Origin of the sequence: Paenibacillus sp. FSL H7-0716, from assembly GCF_038002705.1 — a bacterium.
GTDB classification, from domain to species: domain Bacteria; phylum Bacillota; class Bacilli; order Paenibacillales; family Paenibacillaceae; genus Paenibacillus_AQ; species Paenibacillus_AQ odorifer.
The window spans coordinates 1-20,509 of record NZ_JBBODA010000012.1 but is presented as its reverse complement, the minus strand read 5'-3'; the positions used below and the strand labels follow the sequence as shown (position 1 = coordinate 20,509).

Below are 20,509 nucleotides of genomic sequence, written 5' to 3'. Positions count from 1 at the left end.
CTTAGTCTTCCCCCTGCTGTAGGAGGTTGCTGATGTTTCCGGGGAAATTGTACAGAAAGTATCTGAAGAATAATCTGTTTATGAAAATCATCCTGCTCTTCTCAGTCATTGCCGTGGTCACCATTATCACCTTCTCCTACCTGATGTTCTTGCTCATGTCTCAGGCTGTAGTGCAGCGGCAGATGGAGATTCAGAAACGTACCGTGGAGAGCATCAATAGCTATATTGAGCAGAAATATGACTCTGTACAGTCTATGATGCGTGACGTGTACCGGGACACGGAGCTGACTGCTAATACGTCGTATTTGCTGGAGCATCCGTATGAAGATTACGTGAGGTACCGGCTGGACCGCTATTTCAACGAAAGTAATGCTACGACGGATACCGTGCAGTTTTTTCGCAATCAAGTTGAAGATGATCCTGATATCCGCAGTTTAATGCTCTACAGTGCAGCTGAGCAGCAGCTGTATGTCTATAACGACCAAGGCAAATTTCAGATTATTTCCACTAATGCAGCCCACTCTTTTGTACCGGATGCGCTGTATCTGGAGGAGGAAGGCAGTGTCACCGCTCCAAACACTTGGGTCAGTCAGGCGATCTCATCTCCGGAGGGGCCGATGTTTACGGTTCGTTCCCCGGTCAATAACAAGATATCACTGCGCAACATTGGTCAGCTTCTAGTCTATTTTGATGCCAGCGAGGTCTGGGGGAGTATGGGCAATTATAAGGATGACTTCAAGGGAAAGATTCTGGTGCTGGCAGCGGATGGGGATGTGTTATTTGATACCTCGGGCACCTATTATGGAAAGCGCTATCCTTATCCCGAGCAGATGAATTCTGCTTATACAGATGGTGAAGAAGTTGGCGGAATGATCATTACTAAGCAGACTCACACCCAAGGCGGATTTACTGTGTTGAGTGCTGTACCTAAGCAGGAATTAGCCGCCACCTATAGGGGATTGCGGAACATGATCTTCATCATCTGCTTGATCTGCCTGTTGTTTGCAATTATTACACCCACTTTATTTATCAATAATTTTGCCAGACGGACTCATAAAATTATCAAGTTCACCCGCAAAGTGAAAAACGGTGACCTGGATGCCCGGATTACCGATGTCAGAGAAGACGAGCTGGGGCAGATCTCCAAGAGCTTCAACGACATGCTGGATGAGCTGAATCTTCATATAGACCGTGTGTTTAAGGCTGAAATCAAGCAAAAACATACCGAAATCGCCGCGCTTGAAGCCAGGGTAAACCCACATTTTCTCTACAATACCTTGGAGGTGATCCGGATGAGGGCAATCTCTCAAGGGGCATCAGACGTCGGGGAGATGATCTACAGCTTGTCGGTGTTGTTCAAAAGCTATGTTCACCAGAAACCCAAGCATACGATGAAGGATGAACTAGAGGCCTGCCGTTTATATCTGGAGCTGTTCCGCATCCGTTATAAGGATAAATTCTCTTATACAATGGAATGCGGGAAAGAGCTTACCGGAAGAGTTGTACTCAAAATGTCGCTGCAGCCCATCATTGAAAACTACATTCTACATGGGATGCGCGTGGACAAGAATGATAATCACATCAGTGTGGCTGTGGCCAAGGATGGCCAATATTTGCGTGCGGTAGTTACAGACAATGGGCGGGGGATTTCCCCGGACAGATTGGTCCAGCTCAAAGAAGGTCTTTTGCAGCCAGATGAACAATCGGAATCATTCGGCCTGCGCAGTATTCATGAACGTTTGAAGCTGCTTTATGGCAGTGAGTATGGCATTGAATTACAAAGCGAAGCGGGTACCGGCACAACCGTGACTGTGTATTTTCCCGATCTGGGAGAGGATGATCCAAACCATGTATAAAATATTCATTGTGGACGACGAGCCTTTTATTATCGAAGGATTATATGACATTGTGGATTGGGCAGCACTGGGGATGGAGATTGTCGGCCACGCCGAGAACGGCCAAGAAGCGCTGGAGTCATTGCGGTTTGTTCCAGCAGATATACTGATTACGGATATTTCCATGCCGCTGATGAACGGGCTGGATTTGATCCGGGCTGTGCGGGAGATCCAGCCGGAGATCAAAGTTGTTATCCTCAGTGGTTATGATGAATTTGGATATCTTAAGGAAGGAATGGCGCTCGGCATTGAAAATTATCTGCTCAAGCCTATTAATTTGCAAGAGTTCCGGGCAACACTAGTGACTGCCGCCGAGAAGCTGGGTGTCTCCCGTCAAGAGAGTCAATTCAATGCGCATAGTATTTCCATTCTACGCGATAATGTGATGTACCGCTGGCTGCGGTGCCAGATTGGGCCGAAGGAATTCAGTGAGCGGACTGATTTTCTGGGACTTAGACTAGATAAGCCGCTGGTGCAGGTGGCCCTGCTTCGCTCTGAACAGGACGCTGCCGAGCTATTTCAGGCGGTGGAAGAGGTTGTAGGCGGTAACCCGTCTTTGATTGCATTCCGGGATATGGATGGAGATACCGTGCTGCTGCATCTGCTTAGTGAGTATCAGCAGGGTAAAGAAGCGGTGGAGAGGCTTCATGCGCAGCTGCTGTTATCCCTAACTGGCGGTCCGCCAATGCGTCTGTCCGTAGGAACGGTGGAGGAGATGGAGGAGGCGGCGGCTCAGAGTTATGCCCATGCAAAGATGACTCAGGAATATTTCATGCTGTTTCCAGAGCGGAATCTGCTGCATTATGAGGAAGTTCAGGACAGGCATGAGGTTGCTGTCCAAGGTATGCCGCTGAATTGGGAAGATGATCTCAAGCTGATTATGGCGAAGGATAAGGAAGCGCTGCTGGTGCGGATCCAGGATCATTTTGAGCAGCTGCGGCAGATGGAGGGAATTACACCTGTGCTGCTGCAAGGCATTGCCATGGAATGGTTGATCCGCTTCAAGATGCAGCTGCAGGAGATCCGTCATGTGGAAGAACCGGAGCTTTTCGCAGACGGTTTTGGCCTCATTCGCTCCACAATTTCCATAAATGAACTGACTCAGATTATTCAGGAAGCCGCTACCATTACGGTAGACGCCTTAGTTCGGGACGTAAAGAGTCCAGTCGTGCAGCAGGTGCTGAATTATATCCATGAGTCCTACAATGAAGATGTGTCACTGAAGACCCTTGGTGCTCAATACCATATTCACCCGGTGTATTTGGGACAGCTGTTCCATAAAGAGGTGAATGAGTCATTCACCGAATATATCAATAAATACCGGATTGAGAAGGCGAAGGAGCTGCTGCGGAATACCTCACTTAAAGTTCATGAAATCGCTCTCAAAGTAGGCTATTGGGAGACCGGCTATTTTTACAAACAATTTAAGAAGCATGTCGGGATATCTCCTACGGAGTACAAAGGGCTTGTCTAGCGGACCCCCGCTGCAAGCTTTTTCTTTATTTTCTACATGATTTATTTAGTTTATCTTCTGTTTGAAAATGCTTTCATAAATTACAGTAAAGATAGTCCTTGAAGGAGAAAGCTGCTGGTTTAATTCCGGATTAGGCCAGCGATCTTGAGGTAAACAAAGGGGAGGTTATACAGGAATGGGCAACAACAAAAGAAAAAGGTTTTCCCTGTTACTGACATCACTTATGGCATTCTCGCTTGCGCTCAGCGCATGTGGCGGCGATTCAAACAACGCGGCAACTAACAGTTCAGGAGCGGGCGGCGACGGTGCATCATCCGAGAAACCGGTCGAACTGATCTGGTACACGATCGGCGGACCGCAGAAGGATCTGGACCGTGTCTTGGAAGAAGTCAATAAGTACACTAAAGAGAAGATAAATGTCACCCTGAAGATGAATATGATTGATTTTGGCGATTATACACAAAAAATGCAGGTCAAAGTAGCCGCTGGTGAACCCATGGATATTCTCTTTACGTGCTCCTGGGCGTTCGATTATGTGCAAAATGCCCGCAAAGGCGCTTTTATGGAATTGGACAGCCTGCTTAATGAATATGGAAAAGGCATCGTAGAAACGATTGATCCGGCGTTCCTGGAAGGCTCCAAGGTAGATGGACATAATTATGCCGTTCCTGCCAACAAAGAGCTTCCGGCGCAAGAAGTTTGGCGCTTCAATAAAGAGCTGCTCGACAAATATAACCTCGACATTTCCGGGGTGAACACAATGGAAAGCATTGAACCACTGCTGAAGACGATCAAGGAGAATGAACCGGGCATCACGCCTTACGCTATGGTGAAGGATTTCATGCCAGTACTGCCGTTCGACTACATCATTGAAAAGATGCCAATGGCTGTTTATATGGACACGAAGGATTACAAGATCGTGAACATTCTGGAATCCCCAGAACTCAAAAGCACACTTGAAACCGTTCGCAAATATTACAAGGCAGGTTATATCTCGCCGGAAGTAGCAACTACAACTTCGGTGGATGATCTATATAAATCTTCGAACTGGTTCATGGATCGCGCGGCTACCCAGCCGATGGCGGACAATCTGTGGTCGGCAAGCTACGGCTATCCTGTAGTTTCCACGCCAGCTGGCAAACCTTACATCTACAACTGGTCTGTTATGGGTTCGATGCAAGCCATCTCGGCTAACTCTGCATATCCGGAGAAAGCGATGGAGTTCCTGAACCTGCTCAACACCGATCCGGTGCTGCGCAACATGATTGACTCCGGAATCGAAGGCGTGCACTACGAGAAGACTGGTGAGAATTCCATGAAGAACCTGGATGAATCCAAGAACTATGACATGCCAACCTTCTCGCTGGGCAATATCATGATCAACTATTTGAACGAGGGTGACCCTGAGAACAAATGGGAAGAGTTCAAAAAGTTTAATGAATCCGGTGTAAATGCACCGCTGCTTGGTTTTAACTTCGACACTTCCAAGGTGACCACTGAAATCGCTGCGGTTCAGAACGTAAAAGAAGAATACTGGTCACCACTAATGACTGGAACCGTTGATCCTGACGAGTATCTACCGAAAGCTATTGAGAAATTCAAGGCAGCTGGTTTGGACAAAATTATCGCTGAAGCGCAATCGCAAATTGATGCCTGGAAAGCGTCCAACAACAAGTAAAACATCAACGTAAGAGAAGATCGGGGCAGGGGCGTGGCCTCTGGACCCGGTCTTTTTTTGAAATATAAGGACATACAGGAGGGATCTAAGTGTGAAGACAATCAGCGGATTTATAAAAAATATTATGAATAACAAGATTATGCTGCTCATGGTTTTACCAGGTGCGCTTTGGTTTCTCTTTTTCTCTTACCTGCCGATGATAGGGACAATTATTGCTTTCAAGGAATACCGCTTTAGCCGCGACGGCTTCTGGGCGAGTATTATCAACAGCAAATGGGTGGGGTTAGACAACTTCAAGTTTTTGTTCACCACCAATGACGCGTACATCATTACCCGCAACACCTTGCTCTACAATGGAGCGTTTATCCTGCTTGGCTTGATCTTGTCGGTTCTGATGGCGATTGTGCTGTCCGAGATTGTGAACAAGAAGCTGGCCAAAGTGTATCAGACCGGCATGTTCCTGCCCTACTTCCTGTCATGGGTCGTTGTCGGCTATTTTGCATTTAGTTTCCTGAGCTCCGAACGCGGGATGCTGAACCAGATCATGGGCTTTTTTGGCGCAGAGTCAATTCAGTGGTATTCGGAAAAAGCCTACTGGCCGTTCATCCTGATCTTAGTCTATCTGTGGAAAGCGGTTGGTTACAACAGCGTAGTTTATCTCGCAGCTATTATGGGGATCGACAAGTCGCTGTATGAAGCGGCGATGATCGACGGAGCTAGTAAGTTCCAACAGATTCGCAATATTACACTGCCGTTGCTGAGTCCGATTATTACGATCATGACCCTGCTGGCCATCGGTAAAATCTTCTACGCCGACTTCGGTCTCTTTTACCAGGTGCCTCGTAATTCCGGTACGCTCTACAGTGTCACGAATGTTATTGATACCTATGTCTATCAAGGCCTCAAAACAACAGGTGAGATTGGTATGAGTACTGCCGCAGGTCTGTATCAATCGGTTGTCGGCTTTACGCTAGTCATGACCTCCAACTATATTGTCCGCAAATACAACAAGGATAGCGCTTTGTTCTAGAACCTCATGAAAGGAGTGGGCCATATGTCTTCCATTACTAAGACTAAAAAAGAACGTGATTTCCACCATCTCTCAACGCCCTGGAATATCACTTTTAATCTGATAGCCGGCATCTTTGCGTTTCTGTGCGTGTTTCCGTTTCTGTTCGTCGTGATCATCTCCTTCACCGATGAGGTGGCGCTGGCGCGGGATGGCTATAAGCTGATTCCGGCAAAATGGAGTCTCGGCGCATACCGTTATGTGTTTGAATCCGGAGATATGCTGCTGCGTTCCTATGGTGTGACGATTTTTGTAACGGTGATCGGGACGATCATCAGCCTTTTGTTTATCGCTTTTTATGCGTATGCCATTTCCCGGAAAAGCTTCCGTTACCGCAATTTTTTCTCGTTCTTCGCGTTTTTTACCATGCTGTTCAACGGTGGACTTGTGCCGACTTATATTATCGTTACGCAGTTTCTAAGCCTGAAGGATACGATCTGGGCGCTGATTTTGCCGCTGGCGGTGAATGCTTTTTACATTATGATTCTGCGCACCTTCTACAGCACGAGTGTGCCTGATGCCATAATCGAATCCGGCAAAATCGACGGGGCGGGCGAGTTCCGTATCTTCCTGAAATTGGTACTGCCTTTATCACTGCCCGGTCTGGCTACGATTGCCTTGTTCAGCACCCTCGGCTATTGGAATGACTGGTTCAATGCGCTGCTGTACATCGACAACCCGAATTTAGTCCCGCTGCAATCGATGCTGATGCGGATCGAGACCAGTATGCAGTTTATTTTACAGAACTCCCAGAACAGTTCGCTAAGTCTGGAAGCTCTTCGCTCCATGCCGCAGGATACATCGCGGATGGCGATGGTCGTGCTGGCGACAGGGCCGATTATTTTTGCTTATCCGTTCTTCCAGCGTTATTTCATTCAAGGTCTTACTGTAGGGGCTGTTAAAGAATGAGTTATACAAACCCGAATTTACCTGCTGAAGAACGGGCGGAGCATCTGCTCGGACTGATGACTTTGGAAGAGAAGGCCGGCCAGCTGATTCAGCCTTTCGGCTGGCAGGCCTATGAACATAGAGACGGTAAGATGACCTTGACAGAAAGCTTCAAGGAGAAGGTTGCGGGGGGCGGCGTGGGCTCGCTTTACGGGATGTTGCGCGCTGACCCGTGGACCGGTGTGACGCTGGCCACTGGCCTGTCTCCGCGTGAAGGTGCGGAAGCGGTGAATACGCTCCAGCGGTATGTGCTGGAGCATTCGCGGCTGGGCATTCCGGTATTGATCGGCGAGGAGTGCTCGCATGGCCACATGGCGATCGGGGCCACCGTATTCCCGGTGCCCCTGTCGCTGGGCAGCTCATGGAATGTGGAGCTGTATCGTGAGGTCTGCCGCGCCGTAGCGCTGGAGACACGCAGTCAGGGCGGCGCGGTTACGTACTCGCCGGTGCTGGATGTGGTGCGCGATCCCCGCTGGGGCCGCACCGAGGAGTGCTTCGGCGAGGACGCTTACCTGATCAGCGAGATGGCGGTTGCGGCCGTTGAAGGTCTGCAGGGGGAATTCTTGCAGAGCGGCGGCAGCGTGGGGGCTACGCTGAAGCATTTTGTGGGATACGGCAGCTCAGAAGGCGGCCGGAATGCCGGACCTGTGCACATGGGCTGGCGTGAACTGCTGGAAGTGGATCTGCTGCCTTTCAAAAAAGCGGTCGAAGCGGGTGCAGTCTCCATTATGCCTGCTTATAACGAAATAGACGGCGTGCCTTGCACGACAAATACAGAGCTACTAGAGGATATACTCCGCGAAGCATGGGGGTTTGAGGGTCTAATCATTACCGACTGCGGAGCTATCGAGATGCTGGCCTCTGGGCATGATGTGGCTGAAGATGGCATGGATGCAGCTGTGCAGTCACTGGAAGCCGGCATCGACATGGAGATGTCCGGGGAAATGTACGGCAAATACCTGGTGGCCGCCGTTCGTGAAGGCAAGCTGGACCTGGCACTGCTAGATCGTGCGGTCCGCCGCGTGCTGACGCTCAAGTTCAGGCTGGGCCTGTTCGAGCAGCCATACGCTGATCCTGATGCGGCTGAACGCGTCATCGGCAGCAAAGCGCATCAAGATCTGGCCCGGCAAGTGGCGGGCGAGAGCATCATCCTGCTGAAAAATGAAGCAGGTGTGCTGCCATTGTCCAAGACCGCCGGCACGATCGCCGTCATTGGCCCTAACGCCGATGCCGGGTATAACCAGCTCGGCGATTATACCTCACCGCAGCCTCCGGCTAAGGTAGCGACCGTGCTCAGCGGCATCCGCAGCAAGCTGGCTGCAGAGCCGGAGCGGGTGCTCTATGCACCGGGCTGCCGGATCAAAGGCGATTCGCGCGAAGGTTTTGAAGCCGCGCTCGCTTGTGCAGAGCAGGCCGATACCGTTGTTATGGTCGTCGGCGGCTCCAGTGCACGCGATTTCGGGGAAGGCAGTATTGATCTCAAGACAGGCGCGTCCAAGGTGACGGAGAATGCCTGGAATGATATGGACTGCGGCGAAGGCATTGACCGGGTGACATTGACCCTGTCGGGAGTGCAGCTGGAACTGATCCAGCGGGTTCATCAGCTCGGCAAACCTGTGATCGTCGTTTATATTAACGGCCGTCCGGTGAGTGAGCCATGGATTGACGAGCATGCACATGCCATTCTGGAAGCCTGGTATCCAGGCCAAGAAGGCGGGCACGCTGTTGCGGATATCCTGTTCGGCGATGTGAACCCGTCCGGGAAGCTGACTGTATCCGTGCCGAAGCATGTGGGCCAGCTCCCGGTCTATTACAACGGCAAACGTTCCCGTGGCAAAAGATATCTGGAGGCCGATTCCCAGCCTCAATATCCGTTCGGCTTCGGGCTTAGCTACACTGAATTTGCGTACTCCGGGTTGAAGGTGGAGCCGGAAGTAATTGCGGCTGGGGAGACGGCTACAGTTTCCGTGGACGTTCAGAATACAGGAGACCGTGAGGGCGCAGAGGTGGTGCAACTGTACATTTCCGATGTCGCCAGTAAGGTCACCCGTCCCGCGAGGGAATTGAAGGCTTTTGACAAAATTAAGTTGGCTCCGGGTGAGAAGCAAACCGTGTTGTTCACGGTAGGACCGGAGCAATTGCAATATATCGGACCGGACTTAAGACCTGTTGTAGAGCCAGGAGCGTTTAAAGTGCTGGTGGGTAAGCATGTAAATGATACACTGAGCACCGATTTGACGGTGAGGGGGTAAAGACATGGAACGCATTAAACGCTTCATCCGCGAGCTCTCCGAGCAGCAATGGCTAGAGGTGCAGGAATTGCGCGATTGGGAGATTCTGTCCTCGGTGTATCAATTGCCGGGACAGTATGACAAGCTGCAGCCTTACAAAGAAGGCGGCAATTATAATCTGTTCCCGAGTGTGCAAGGAACGACCTATTTCTTCCGCCGTACTTTAGAGATTCCGGTTAACTGGCTACCGGGCCACACCGGGCTGATTTTTGCTTCAGGTGGGGAAGGGCTGCTGCGGGTGAACGGTGAATCGCGGCAAGGACTCGACCGTAATCATACCTTCGTGACTCTGGCAGGTGATCCATCTGGCCGTCCGTTGGACCTGGAAATCGAACTCTTCGATCCGGTCCCCGAGCCGGTGGATCCATTAAATCAACAGGCGGTGATCCAGCCGCCGATTCGGCTGATCCACAGCCAGCTGGTGCTGGTGAACAGACCTGTGCAGAGTCTAATGTACACGGCAGTAGTGATTCGCGATTCAGCAATTCTGCTGCCTGAGCAGGACCAGCGCCGTAACCGGATGCTGGAAGCTTTGTATGTGGCGATGGATGAATTCGTTGGCCTTACCACGCAGGAGATCCGCGAGGGTGGTGAGATTACGCGAATCGAGCAGAAGCTGCGGGGCAGAGTCGGGGAGATCGGCGGTCATGCCGAAGGAACAATCCACATGGTGGGCCAGTCCCATATCGATATTGCTTGGCTGTGGCCTGCGCGTGAGACCGTGCGCAAGACGAGCCGGACGTTCTCGACGGTGAATGCCCTGATGGACGAATATCCTGATTATCAATATGCACAGAGCCAGCCGCTGCTGTTCGAATATTTGAAAGACAATGACCCGGTACTCTATGAGAAGGTCAAGGCACGCATCCGTGAAGGACGCTGGGAACTGGTCGGTGGGATGTGGATCGAACCGGATCTGAACATTCCGAGCGGAGAATCACTAATGCGGCAAATGCTGTATGGCCAACGCTTTTATCTCGAAGAGTTCGGGCGGACCTCGCAGATTGAGTGGCTGCCGGATACCTTCGGCTACTGCGCTTCTCTGCCGCAGATTCTGCAGCATGGTGGAATCAAATATTTTATGACCACCAAGCTGGGCTGGAATGACACAAATGTCTTCCCTTACGATCTGTTTCATTGGGTCGGCATTGACGGCACGCCGATGTTGTCTTACCTGAATCATGGGGTCAATGAGAATACGCTGCCCAAAGATGTTCATGAACACTATCAGTCCTTCCGCGAAAAAGATAAACATAATGAGCAGATGCTGCTCTATGGGCATGGTGACGGCGGCGGCGGGGTCACCCGCGAGATGCTGGAATATATCCAGCGTGCCGAGCTAATGGTCGGCCAGCCGGAGAGTAAATACAGTAATGCCGCGGATTTCTTCGCAGGTATTACGCGCAGTCAGCCGCAGCTGCCGCAGTGGCGGGGTGATCTGTATCTGGAGCTGCACCGCGGCACCTACACTACGCACGGCCGCAACAAGCGGAACAACCGCAAGGCGGAAGTGTTGTACCGTGAAGCAGAGCTGTGGCAGACATTAGCTTCGCCGCAGCTGGATACGGAGCAATGTACCGTAGTTGCCGGGCAGCTGCATCAGGGCTGGAAGCTGATTTTGTTGAACCAGTTCCATGATATTATTCCGGGCTCGGCGATTACCGAAGCTTACGAGACCTCGGAGAAGGAATACGCAGAGGTGTTTGAGCTTGGCCGTGTTGCGCTTCAGCCGGGGCTTGCGGCATTGGCCGGGAACATTAACACGTCAGGCGAGGGCACACCCTACATTGTTTTTAATAGTTTGGGTTGGGCGCGGGATGCCGTGGTCGAACTTACCCTCAGCGAAGAAGTAGCCGCCAGCGGAAACTTTGCGGTGTATGGCGAGGATAACGTGCTGCTGGAAGCAGATGTCCTGACGGAGGAGGCAGCAATTTCTGGTGTCTCGGTTCACGTTCCGGAGATTCCGGCCTTTGGCTACAAAACAATCTGGATTCGTGATCTGTCACAGAACACATCCGATGAAAGTAATGCAGAACCTGCCGCTGCTGAACATAATCAAACAGCTGCAGGAGCTGTTCCCTTCGGCGACCGTTGGGAGACGGACTATTATCGTATTACCTTTAATGAGCGGGGAGAAATCACCAGTCTTTTTGATAAAAAAGGAAACCGGGAGATCGTAAAATCCGGTGAGCCGGCGAACCGCTTCCACTTTTTCCATGACCGTCCGACGCTTTGGGATGCCTGGGACATTGACAACCGTTATGAAGCCCAACCCGCCGGGGAGGCTGAACTTATAGAAAAGGCAGTGATCCGCACTGGTGCGGTGCAGGATATTTTGCGCTTCCGCTGGAAGCTGGGCCAATCCGAGATTACTCAGGATATGATTCTACATCACCATAGTTCCCGGATTGATTTCCAGACGCATGTGAGCTGGAACGAAGCCCATAAGCTGCTTAAGGTAGGGTTTCCGATTGATGTTGTCGCGGATAAGGCGACTTACGAGATCCCATTTGGTGCGCTGGAACGTCCGACCCACCGCAACACCAGCTGGGAGCAGGCGCAGTATGAGGTTTGCGGGCACCGTTTTGCCGATGTATCCGAACGTGGGTATGGCGTCAGTCTGCTGAATGATTGCAAATACGGCTATGACATCCAAGGCAGCACCATTCGTTTGTCGCTCCTGCGCGCGCCGAAATGGCCGGATGCTACTGCGGATCTCGGCGAGCACGACTTCACCTATTCGCTATATCCGCACCGTGGGGATTGGCGGGAGGCTCATACTGTTCACCGTGCAGCAGAGCTAAATCATGAGCTGTATACTTTTGCAGCTTCATCAACACAGGGGCAGCTGCCGCCAACAGGCTCATTTATCGGATTCTCCGGTGAGCATGTGGTGCTGGATACGATTAAGCCATCCGAGGACGGGCAGGGGACTGTTCTCCGTTTCTACGAATCCTCGGGAGGCCGCGAGCGGGTTCAGCTCAAATGGCAGCATCCGGTTCAAAGCGTCTACCTGTCCAATGCTCTGGAAGAGCAGCTGGAACTGATCGGACACACGGCTGGCGGTGAATTGGAACTTCACTTTGCCCCTTACGAGATCAAAACAATCTACATCAGAAATTAAATAATCACATCACAGATGCAAAGGAGCATAACTCACTTGGAACAATTCCGATTACCCAAAATAGCAATGCCCCAGCTGCCGCTGCCGCAGGCCGTACAAGAAGTGCTTGCCGAAGCGGAGGAGAAGCTGGCACATCGCCCGAAGCTGTTGCAGCTCTTCAAGAACTGCTTTCCGAATACGCTGGAGACGACTACTAAACTGCTGGATGACGGAACCACCTTTGTGATTACCGGCGATATTCCGGCCTCCTGGCTGCGTGATTCAGTGGAGCAGGTAATTCAATACGTGCCTCTGGCCAAAAACGATCCCGATCTCCAGCGCATCATCGGCGGTCTTATCAAACGCCATATTCAGTATATTCATATCGATCCTTACGCCAATGCATTTAATGAGTCGGCCAATGACTGGCACTGGAACACTACGGATGTGACCGAGATGTCACCATGGGTATGGGAGCGTAAATTTGAGATTGATTCGTTATGTTTTGTTGTGCGCCTCGCTTATACCTACTGGAAAGAGACGGGCCTGACGGATTTCTTCGACGCGGGGTTCAAGTCGGCCATGCGCCAGATCTTCGATTTGTTCAAAAGAGAGCAGCGGCATTTCGAGCAGTCTCCGTACCGGTTCAGCCGCAATAACGGCATTCCGGAAGATTCTCTGCGCAACAGCGGTCTAGGCATGCCGGTGAACTATACCGGAATGATCTGGTCGGGGTTCCGGTCCAGCGATGATGCCTGTGATTTCCACTACAACATTCCTGGCAATATGTTCGCCGTTGTCGCGCTGCGCCAGATGCAGGAATTCGCGGAGTGGGTCTTCCGCGATCTAGACTTCCTGGCTGAACTTAAAGAGCTGGAATTTGAAGTGGATCATGGCATCAAGCTCTACGGCATTTATCGCCATCCGGAGTTTGGTCCGATTTATGCTTATGAGACCGACGGCTTCGGCAATTACTGCCTGATGGACGATGCGGGAACGCCCGGACTGATCTCCATTCCGTATCTGGGTTACGCTTCGGCGGATGATCCCATCTATCAGAACACCCGACGTTTCGCATTGAGCAAAGAAAATCCGTTCTATTATGAAGGCACAGCTGCTAAAGGGATCGGCAGCCCGCACACTCCGGAGAACTATATCTGGCATATGGCGTTGTCTATGCAGGGCATTACGGCTCAGACTACCGAAGAGAAGCTGGAACTGATTGCCATGCTGGAAAGTACGGATGCCGGAACCGGATATATGCATGAAGGTTTCCATGTGGATGATCCTAGTGTATTTACCCGCAGCTGGTTTGCATGGTCGAACAGCTTGTTCTCGCAGCTTGTCTATCGGGCGATGAAGGAAGGTATTCTGTGAGCGGGGGCCGCATCATCCTGTTCGCGGATCCGTCTTTTCCCGGGTATAACGCAGCGGGCGGACTGACAACGGAACAGGCACAGTCTATAGGAATACATCATACTGACCCTCCTGTTTATGCAGAACAGCTGGCCGCAACGCTAGACAGCGCCAAGGCCGGGGACTGCTTCGTTAGCTTCCATGCTCCATACTTTCCGAAGGAGGCTTGGCCTTCCATCGTCGCCTATTTGAGCAGAGGCGGCAGCTTGATCAGCATTGGCGGTGCCCCGTTTAAGTATCCAGTCCGCCTAGTCGCTGAAGAGTGGCGGATCGAAGCTGAGCAGACTGCCTATCACCGCCAGCTGCATATCCATGAAGCGCTGCGTGTGAGCAGCGCAGATCGCATACAGCAGCATGTCGCGCTTAGAGACATTCCGCTCTTTGTAGGCGATGAGCAGCTGCTGGCCCTGTCGGATACCTGGAACCTGGTGCCGCATGTCACTAAAAGCAGTGACCTGCCGGAGCAGATGGGTTCCAGTGGCCCCATGGACACGCGGATCTATCCGCTGCTTAAGGGCATTACCGCCGCCGGGCGTGAAGTTTCTGCTCCAGCTGTGCTGTGGGAGCATATCGGCGGGCCTTTTGCCGGTGGCCGCTGGCTCTTCATCGGCCAACCGCTTACGCCTGATTTCTGGAATCAAGGCGGAACGGAAGCATTAACCCGCTGGGCAACCTTTGCCGCTCGGGGTGTAACAGAGCTGTGGCTGAAGCCCAACTATGCTTCTTATGAAGAAGGCGAGCGGCCGCTGCTGTTTTTGCAGGGCCAGCGGCTAAGCCGTAGCCAATCGTCACCGACATCAGCGCAGTGGACCCTGAACATCACTCTGAGCAAAGACGGGGAGTCTATCCCATGTTTCACTCACGCGTGCAAGCTTGAGGTTAGTCGCGAGCTAAACTTCCTACGTGTACCGCTTGCTGTAGAAATTCAACCTGGCCTGTATCATCTTTCTTGCCATGCTGTATCGGAAGAAGGCGAAGTGCGGATGTTGCGTCAAGGCTTTTGGGGATATGACGTGGGCCTGTTATCGCAGGGGGAACCGATTAAGGCTGGAAGAGATTATTTTATCAAAGACGGTCAGCCTTTACCTGTTGTCGGCATGACTTATATGACCTCTGACGTAGCGCGGAAGTTTCTATTCCTGCCAAATGCTGATGTCTGGGATCGGGATATGGCACAGATGCGGAAGGCAGGCATCAACTGGATTCGTACCGGCATCTGGACAGCCTACCGCAATATTATGCAGGTAGACGGTCATGCCTCGGAAGAAGTGCTGCGGGCGATTGATGCTTTTCTACTGACTGCGAAGCGGCATGAGCTGCAGGTTACCTTTACGTTCTTCTCCTTTACGCCGGAGACTTGGGAAGGGACGAATCCTTATCTCGATCCGCGCAGTGTAGAAGCGCAAAAACGGTTCATCCGCTCCATCGTCGCACGGCATCGCACGACAACCCATGTCGATTGGGATTTGATCAATGAACCGTCAATGTTCGATCCGCCGCGGATTTTCTCGGACGGACCGAGCTCGGCGCGAGATAAATATGAACGCGCTGCTTTCTCTGCTTGGCTGGAAGAACGCCATGGTGATATAACTTCGCTACAAGAGCGCTGGAATATGACGCCGCTGGAATTGCCGGATTTTGCGGCTGCACAACCTCCTGAGCAAGAAGAGATTAACTTTAGTGTGCAGGATATTCATTCCGGGAAGCGCGGCACACGTTGGCTCGACTACTGCCTGTTCTCCATGGACATGCACAACGTATGGGCAAGGGAGCTAAGCGGCACTATCAAGGAACTCTGCCCAGATCATTTAGTGACCGTAGGGCAGGATGAGGCTTTGGGTGCCCAACGGCCATCGCCGTTCTTTTATGAGCGCGATGTCGATTACACCACTGTTCACAGCTGGTGGTTGAATGACAATCTGCTCTGGGATGGGATTTTTGCCAAAACCCATCACAAACCGAACCTCATTCAGGAGACCGGCATCATGTACGTAGAGACGCCAGACGGACGGGCTAAACGCAGTGAGGAAGAATTGCGGGCCGTGCTGGAGCGCAAATATGCCTATGCGTTTGCTTCTGGAGGTGCCGGGGCTGTGCAATGGATCTGGAACACGAACTTTTATATGGATAATGCCAATGAATCACAGATCGGTGCGCTGCGGGCCGATGGGACTGAGAAGCCGGAAGCGGATGTGTCTTATGATTTTGGGCGGTTCATCGGCGAAGCCGGGGGATTATTTGACGGGCGGAAGCTGGAAGAGATTACCGTGGTTTTCCCTTACTCTAATGACTTCTCTAACCGGAAGCTCGCCTATGATGCGACTACCCGCCTGACACGGATCTTATCTTATCAGCTTCATTTGCCTTTCCGCGCCGTATCGGAATACGATCTGGCTCCGCTGGAGGCAGAGCCGGCTAAGTTGATTCTCCTGCCGAGTGTGCACAATCTGGATAATGACGCCCTTCAGCAATTGCTGGACATAGTGGAGCGTACAGGTGCCGTTCTACTCATTACTGGAGCATTGGGGGTTGATGCGTATTGGCAGCCTTCGGATCGTATGGACGCAATAGTAGGAGCCCGTAAACTTGGCAACATGCGCCGTGAGGAGCAGCTTCTATTGAACGGACGCAAGTTTGCAGTGTCCTACGGACAGAAGCGAATCGCGGAGCTAGTCAAAGAAACGCCAGCAAATGCAGATGTTGATTCGTCTAGCTCAGGCGGTGTAGGTGATTACCTCATCGAACGCCAGCTTGGCACAGGTCGCCTGCTCTGGTGCCCGCTACCTTTAGAACTGAATGACCGAGACGAGCCGATCGCCGCGCTCTACCAATATGCTGCACTAGCCGCAGGTATCGTAACCGAGCTGGAGTGGATCAGCGGGGGAGACTTGCCAGGTGTGTACGGGCGGAAGCTTGCTTTTGCAGAAGGTTCATTGTATATCTTCGTATCTGAATACGCCTGGGATGCCGAACTTGAAATAAAAGATCCTGCAACTGGAGCTCACTACTCATTTTTACTGGAGAAAGAACGTTCGGTGTTGTTTGCAGCTGATTCAGCGGGCAAGCTGGTAGCTGTCTATAGACCTGAAGAGGTTAACATTACGCTTAATAAATGCTGAAGAACTGAGGTGTACACACAGATGACCCACGCAACAACCAAAACAGCCCATATCGTGTCCCATACTCACTGGGACCGTGAATGGTATTTGCCCTATGAGAAACACCACGTCCGTCTGGTTCAGCTGGTGGATGCACTGCTTGCGAAGCTGGACGGAGATTCCGCCTTCTGCAGTTTTTACCTCGATGGGCAAACCATTATTCTGGAGGATTATCTTCAGGTTCGGCCAGAGAACAAAGAGAAGCTGGAGAAGTATATCCGGGATGGGCGAATCTTGATTGGACCTTGGTACATTTTGCAGGATGCATTCCTGACGAGCGGCGAGGCAAATGTGCGGAATATGCAGATCGGCCATCAGGATGCCGAGAAATACGGCAAGCCTTCCAAAATCGGTTATTTTCCTGATACCTTTGGATTGGTTGGACAGACTCCGCAGCTGATGTTGCAGTCAGGGATTACGAATGCTTTTTTTGGACGCGGGGTGAAGCCTACGGGATTTAACAACACTGTATCGGATGCGGGTTATGAGTCCTCTTTCTCCGAGCTGATCTGGGAAGGACCGGATGGATCCAAAATTCTCGGTATCCTATTTGCCAACTGGTATTCTAACGGCAATGAAGTTCCTGTTGAGGAAGGTGCGGCTCGGGAATTCTGGGACCGTAAGCTTGCGGATGCAGAGAAGTATGCTTCAACGGGGGAGTTATTGTTCATGAACGGGTGCGACCACCAGCCTCTGCAATTGGATTTGCCGGAAGCTATTCGCACCGCCGAAAAGCTATACCCTGAGGTGAAGTTCGTGCATTCAAATTTCCCGGACTATCTGCAAGCCTTGGATCAGCAATTATCCTCGGGTCAGCGGGAGCTCTCCACCGTTACAGGGGAACTGCGCAGCCAGCGTACAGACGGATGGGGCACCTTAGTGAACACAGCCTCAGCCCGGGTTTATTTGAAGCAGATGAACCAGCTGGGCCAGACTCTTTTGGAAAAAGTAGCCGAGCCGCTGGCCTCCATCGCCTGCCTGTCCGGACAAGACTACCCGCACCATCTATTCACCTATGCCTGGAAGACGCTGATGCAGAACCATCCGCATGACAGTATCTGTGGTTGTAGTGTGGATGAAGTGCATCGTGAGATGGTAACTCGTTTTGATAAAAGCCGGCATGTTGCCGAAAGCATCATAGATGACAGTGCTAAGTTTATCGCAGATCAAGTGGAGACTTCGGGCTTTTCCGCCTACGGGGAAGATGCAGTTCCTTTTGTAGTGATGAATACCACAGGGTGGAAGCGTACGGGAACGGTGACTATAGAGCTGGATGCTGAACGGTTATATCTGCGCGAGGGTTATCCTTTGGATGAGACCGCCCGCAGAATGCTGGCTGTTGATTTGTCCGGCCGGATTCTCGTCGATCACACAGGGGAGGAATTAGCGTCTACAGTGGAAGACCTGGGTTTAAGCTTTGGTTACGATCTGCCTGATGACCAATTCCGCCAGCCGTATATGTGCCGCAAGGTGAGACTTACTTTTGAAGCACGCAATGTGCCTGCACTTGGGCTCTGTACTTACGCTTGGGTACAATCAACTACGGAATCCGCTCAGGGAAGCTCTTTAATAGAAGGAGAGCGCAGCTTGGAGAATGCATCTCTCAAGGTAGTTGTTGCTGAGGATGGTTCATTTACGTTATTGGATAAGCATAGCGGTACCACTTATCATGAGTTGGGGATTTACGAGAATACCGGAGACGTAGGCAATGAATACATGTACAAGCAGCCAGAAGGTGAACAAGCGCTGACGACCAAAGGCCAGCCTGCAGTCATTAAGGTGATTGAAGACTCTCCCTTCCGTGCGGCCATTGAGATCCGAATAGACTGGGAGATTCCGGCTTCGGCGGATGACACCTTGGAGGCGGAACAGCGTGCACTTGTGTATTATCCTGAGCGTAAAGCGCAGCGGAGTGTAAACACGGTGGTTTTGAAGCTTCGTACCGTCGTTTCGCTGGAGCGGGAAGGCAAAGGTGTGCATATTGAATCCACAATTAATAACCAAGCCAAGGATCACCGGGTGCGAATGCTGTTCCCGATCGATCTGTCTACCGATGTGCATCGTGTAGATTCTATGTTCGAAGTGGCTACGCGGGACAATAATCCGGCACCAGAATGGGTAAATCCGAGCAACACTCAACATCAGCAATCCTTTGTGGATGTCAGCAATGGCGATGTAGGACTTACGGTAGCCAACCAGGGATTGAACGAATATGAGGTTCTGCGGGATGGACGCAATACTATTGCCGTCACCTTGCTACGCAGCGTAGGGGAATTGGGGGATTGGGGCTGGTTCCCAACACCGGAAGCTCAGTGCCTGGGCGAATATACAGCACAACTGGAGCTGATTCCTCATTCTGGTGAGGGAAGTGAACAGCGGGCATTTACAGAGGCCTATCAATTCCAGATCCCTTGGACGGTATGTCAGACCGGCCTGCATAGCGGGAAGTTGAACTCTGGATATACCCCATTGGTTTGGGAGGGAGATAACATGGCCTTCTCATCTATGAAAATGAACGGAACTTCCGGCGACTTGTTTTTGCGTTGGTACAATATGTCCGCTCAGCGGACACAATTGCAACTGAAAGTGAACAGTCCTCAAGAGTATTTATTTAAAAGCAATATCTTAGAGCAGTCTAACCCTGCTTTACAAGGAGCAACGTCTTCGGTTCACCATTTAGAGATCGGACCATCTGAGATTGTAACTGTAGGTGCGAAATTAAGCTTCTAAGTAAAAAGATGCCCCGGCGCCTCCCTGCCGGGGCATCTTTTGATTTACTTTCTTCTATAAGACTTATGCCAATCTTGAATGGCCTCTTGGCGGGAGGGGGATCTCATCTGGATCCAATTGTTTGTCTCCCATTCATGAATCGCCTGCTGTTTAGTTTGGTAAAAGCTGTAGTCGCAAATGTTCCAGCTGTTATACAGTTTCTGATACCATTTCCCTTTAGGGATGTCGCCAGGGTAGCGGCGGACGGCTTTATTGGCTTGTTCTTTTGCCCATGAGGAACCGTGTTTCTGTTGATCGCTGCACACGGGTTGCTTTTTCACACTTCTGCTCATTGATTCTCCAACCTCCTTTTTGAGGGAAGCTAGAGATCATGCAAGGTCTTTATATGAATCACCTCTTTGCCAAAAAATAATGGAATTGATTGATGCCTATGTATGAAGGGGCTCTGATGTTAATAGATAGACGCGGAAAAGGGGAATACGGTTGCGATACAATTGCGGAGAAGTATGTGTTTAGTTTTTTTAAAATAAAGCTTGCAATGCATCTCCATACATGATATATTCTAAGTCCGGCCAAGAAGTACACATGCCGAGCTCGAAAAAGAAGTTAAAAAAGAGCTTGACATTAAATAGCCGAACATGATATAGTATAAGAGTTGATGCTGAGACATTGAACGGCGCCAACGAGAACTTGATCTTTGAAAACTGAACAACGAGTGAGTAGGAAATCACGCAAGTGAAATCCAAA

11 protein-coding genes are annotated in these 20,509 nt (G+C 51.1%); 10 read left to right on the top strand and 1 reads right to left on the bottom strand.

What is annotated here, in order from left to right:
- Positions 1-32: 32 nt before the first annotated feature.
- The 10 genes from MHH60_RS16590 to MHH60_RS16545 all read left to right on the top strand — a co-directional run bounded on the left by MHH60_RS16590 (position 33) and on the right by MHH60_RS16545 (position 19,762).
- Positions 33-1,856, top strand: a complete 1,824-nt coding sequence (locus MHH60_RS16590; RefSeq protein ID WP_076138456.1) for a cache domain-containing sensor histidine kinase — start codon at positions 33-35, stop codon at positions 1,854-1,856.
- The gene (locus MHH60_RS16585; protein ID WP_076138455.1) at positions 1,849-3,369 is read left to right on the top strand and encodes a response regulator transcription factor; all 1,521 of its coding nucleotides are present in this window, start codon (positions 1,849-1,851) and stop codon (positions 3,367-3,369) included. Before MHH60_RS16590 ends, MHH60_RS16585 begins: the two co-directional genes overlap by 8 nt.
- A 175-nt stretch (positions 3,370-3,544) precedes the next feature.
- A complete protein-coding gene (locus tag MHH60_RS16580) occupies positions 3,545-5,047 on the top strand; it encodes an ABC transporter substrate-binding protein (RefSeq protein WP_076138454.1) in 1,503 nt (500 codons plus the stop codon).
- Between the two features lie 124 nt (positions 5,048-5,171).
- Positions 5,172-6,077 (top strand): ABC transporter permease, encoded by a 906-nt coding sequence (locus MHH60_RS16575; RefSeq protein ID WP_282579979.1) that lies wholly within the window; start codon positions 5,172-5,174, stop codon positions 6,075-6,077.
- Between the two features lie 24 nt (positions 6,078-6,101).
- Complete coding sequence (locus MHH60_RS16570; protein WP_036684927.1) at positions 6,102-7,025, top strand: carbohydrate ABC transporter permease; 924 nt, start codon at positions 6,102-6,104, stop codon at positions 7,023-7,025.
- Positions 7,022-9,316 carry a glycoside hydrolase family 3 N-terminal domain-containing protein gene (locus MHH60_RS16565; protein ID WP_038568801.1) on the top strand — a complete coding sequence of 765 codons (2,295 nt, stop codon included), beginning with the start codon at positions 7,022-7,024 and terminating at the stop codon, positions 9,314-9,316. Before MHH60_RS16570 ends, MHH60_RS16565 begins: the two co-directional genes overlap by 4 nt.
- A 4-nt stretch (positions 9,317-9,320) precedes the next feature.
- Positions 9,321-12,479 (top strand): alpha-mannosidase, encoded by a 3,159-nt coding sequence (locus MHH60_RS16560; RefSeq protein WP_076138453.1) that lies wholly within the window; start codon positions 9,321-9,323, stop codon positions 12,477-12,479.
- 36 nt (positions 12,480-12,515) lie between these two features.
- Positions 12,516-13,835 (top strand): glycoside hydrolase family 125 protein, encoded by a 1,320-nt coding sequence (locus MHH60_RS16555; protein ID WP_076138452.1) that lies wholly within the window; start codon positions 12,516-12,518, stop codon positions 13,833-13,835.
- Positions 13,832-16,993, top strand: a complete 3,162-nt coding sequence (locus tag MHH60_RS16550; RefSeq protein ID WP_370511515.1) for an alpha-amylase family protein — start codon at positions 13,832-13,834, stop codon at positions 16,991-16,993. Before MHH60_RS16555 ends, MHH60_RS16550 begins: the two co-directional genes overlap by 4 nt.
- A gap of 21 nt (positions 16,994-17,014) precedes the next feature.
- Positions 17,015-19,762 (top strand): alpha-mannosidase, encoded by a 2,748-nt coding sequence (locus tag MHH60_RS16545; RefSeq protein ID WP_076138450.1) that lies wholly within the window; start codon positions 17,015-17,017, stop codon positions 19,760-19,762.
- Positions 19,763-19,806: 44 nt separating this feature from the next.
- Here the strand turns inward: MHH60_RS16545 and MHH60_RS16540 are convergent, their stop codons facing one another.
- A complete protein-coding gene (locus MHH60_RS16540) occupies positions 19,807-20,094 on the bottom strand; it encodes a hypothetical protein (RefSeq protein ID WP_076138449.1) in 288 nt (95 codons plus the stop codon).
- Positions 20,095-20,509: the final 415 nt, after the last annotated feature.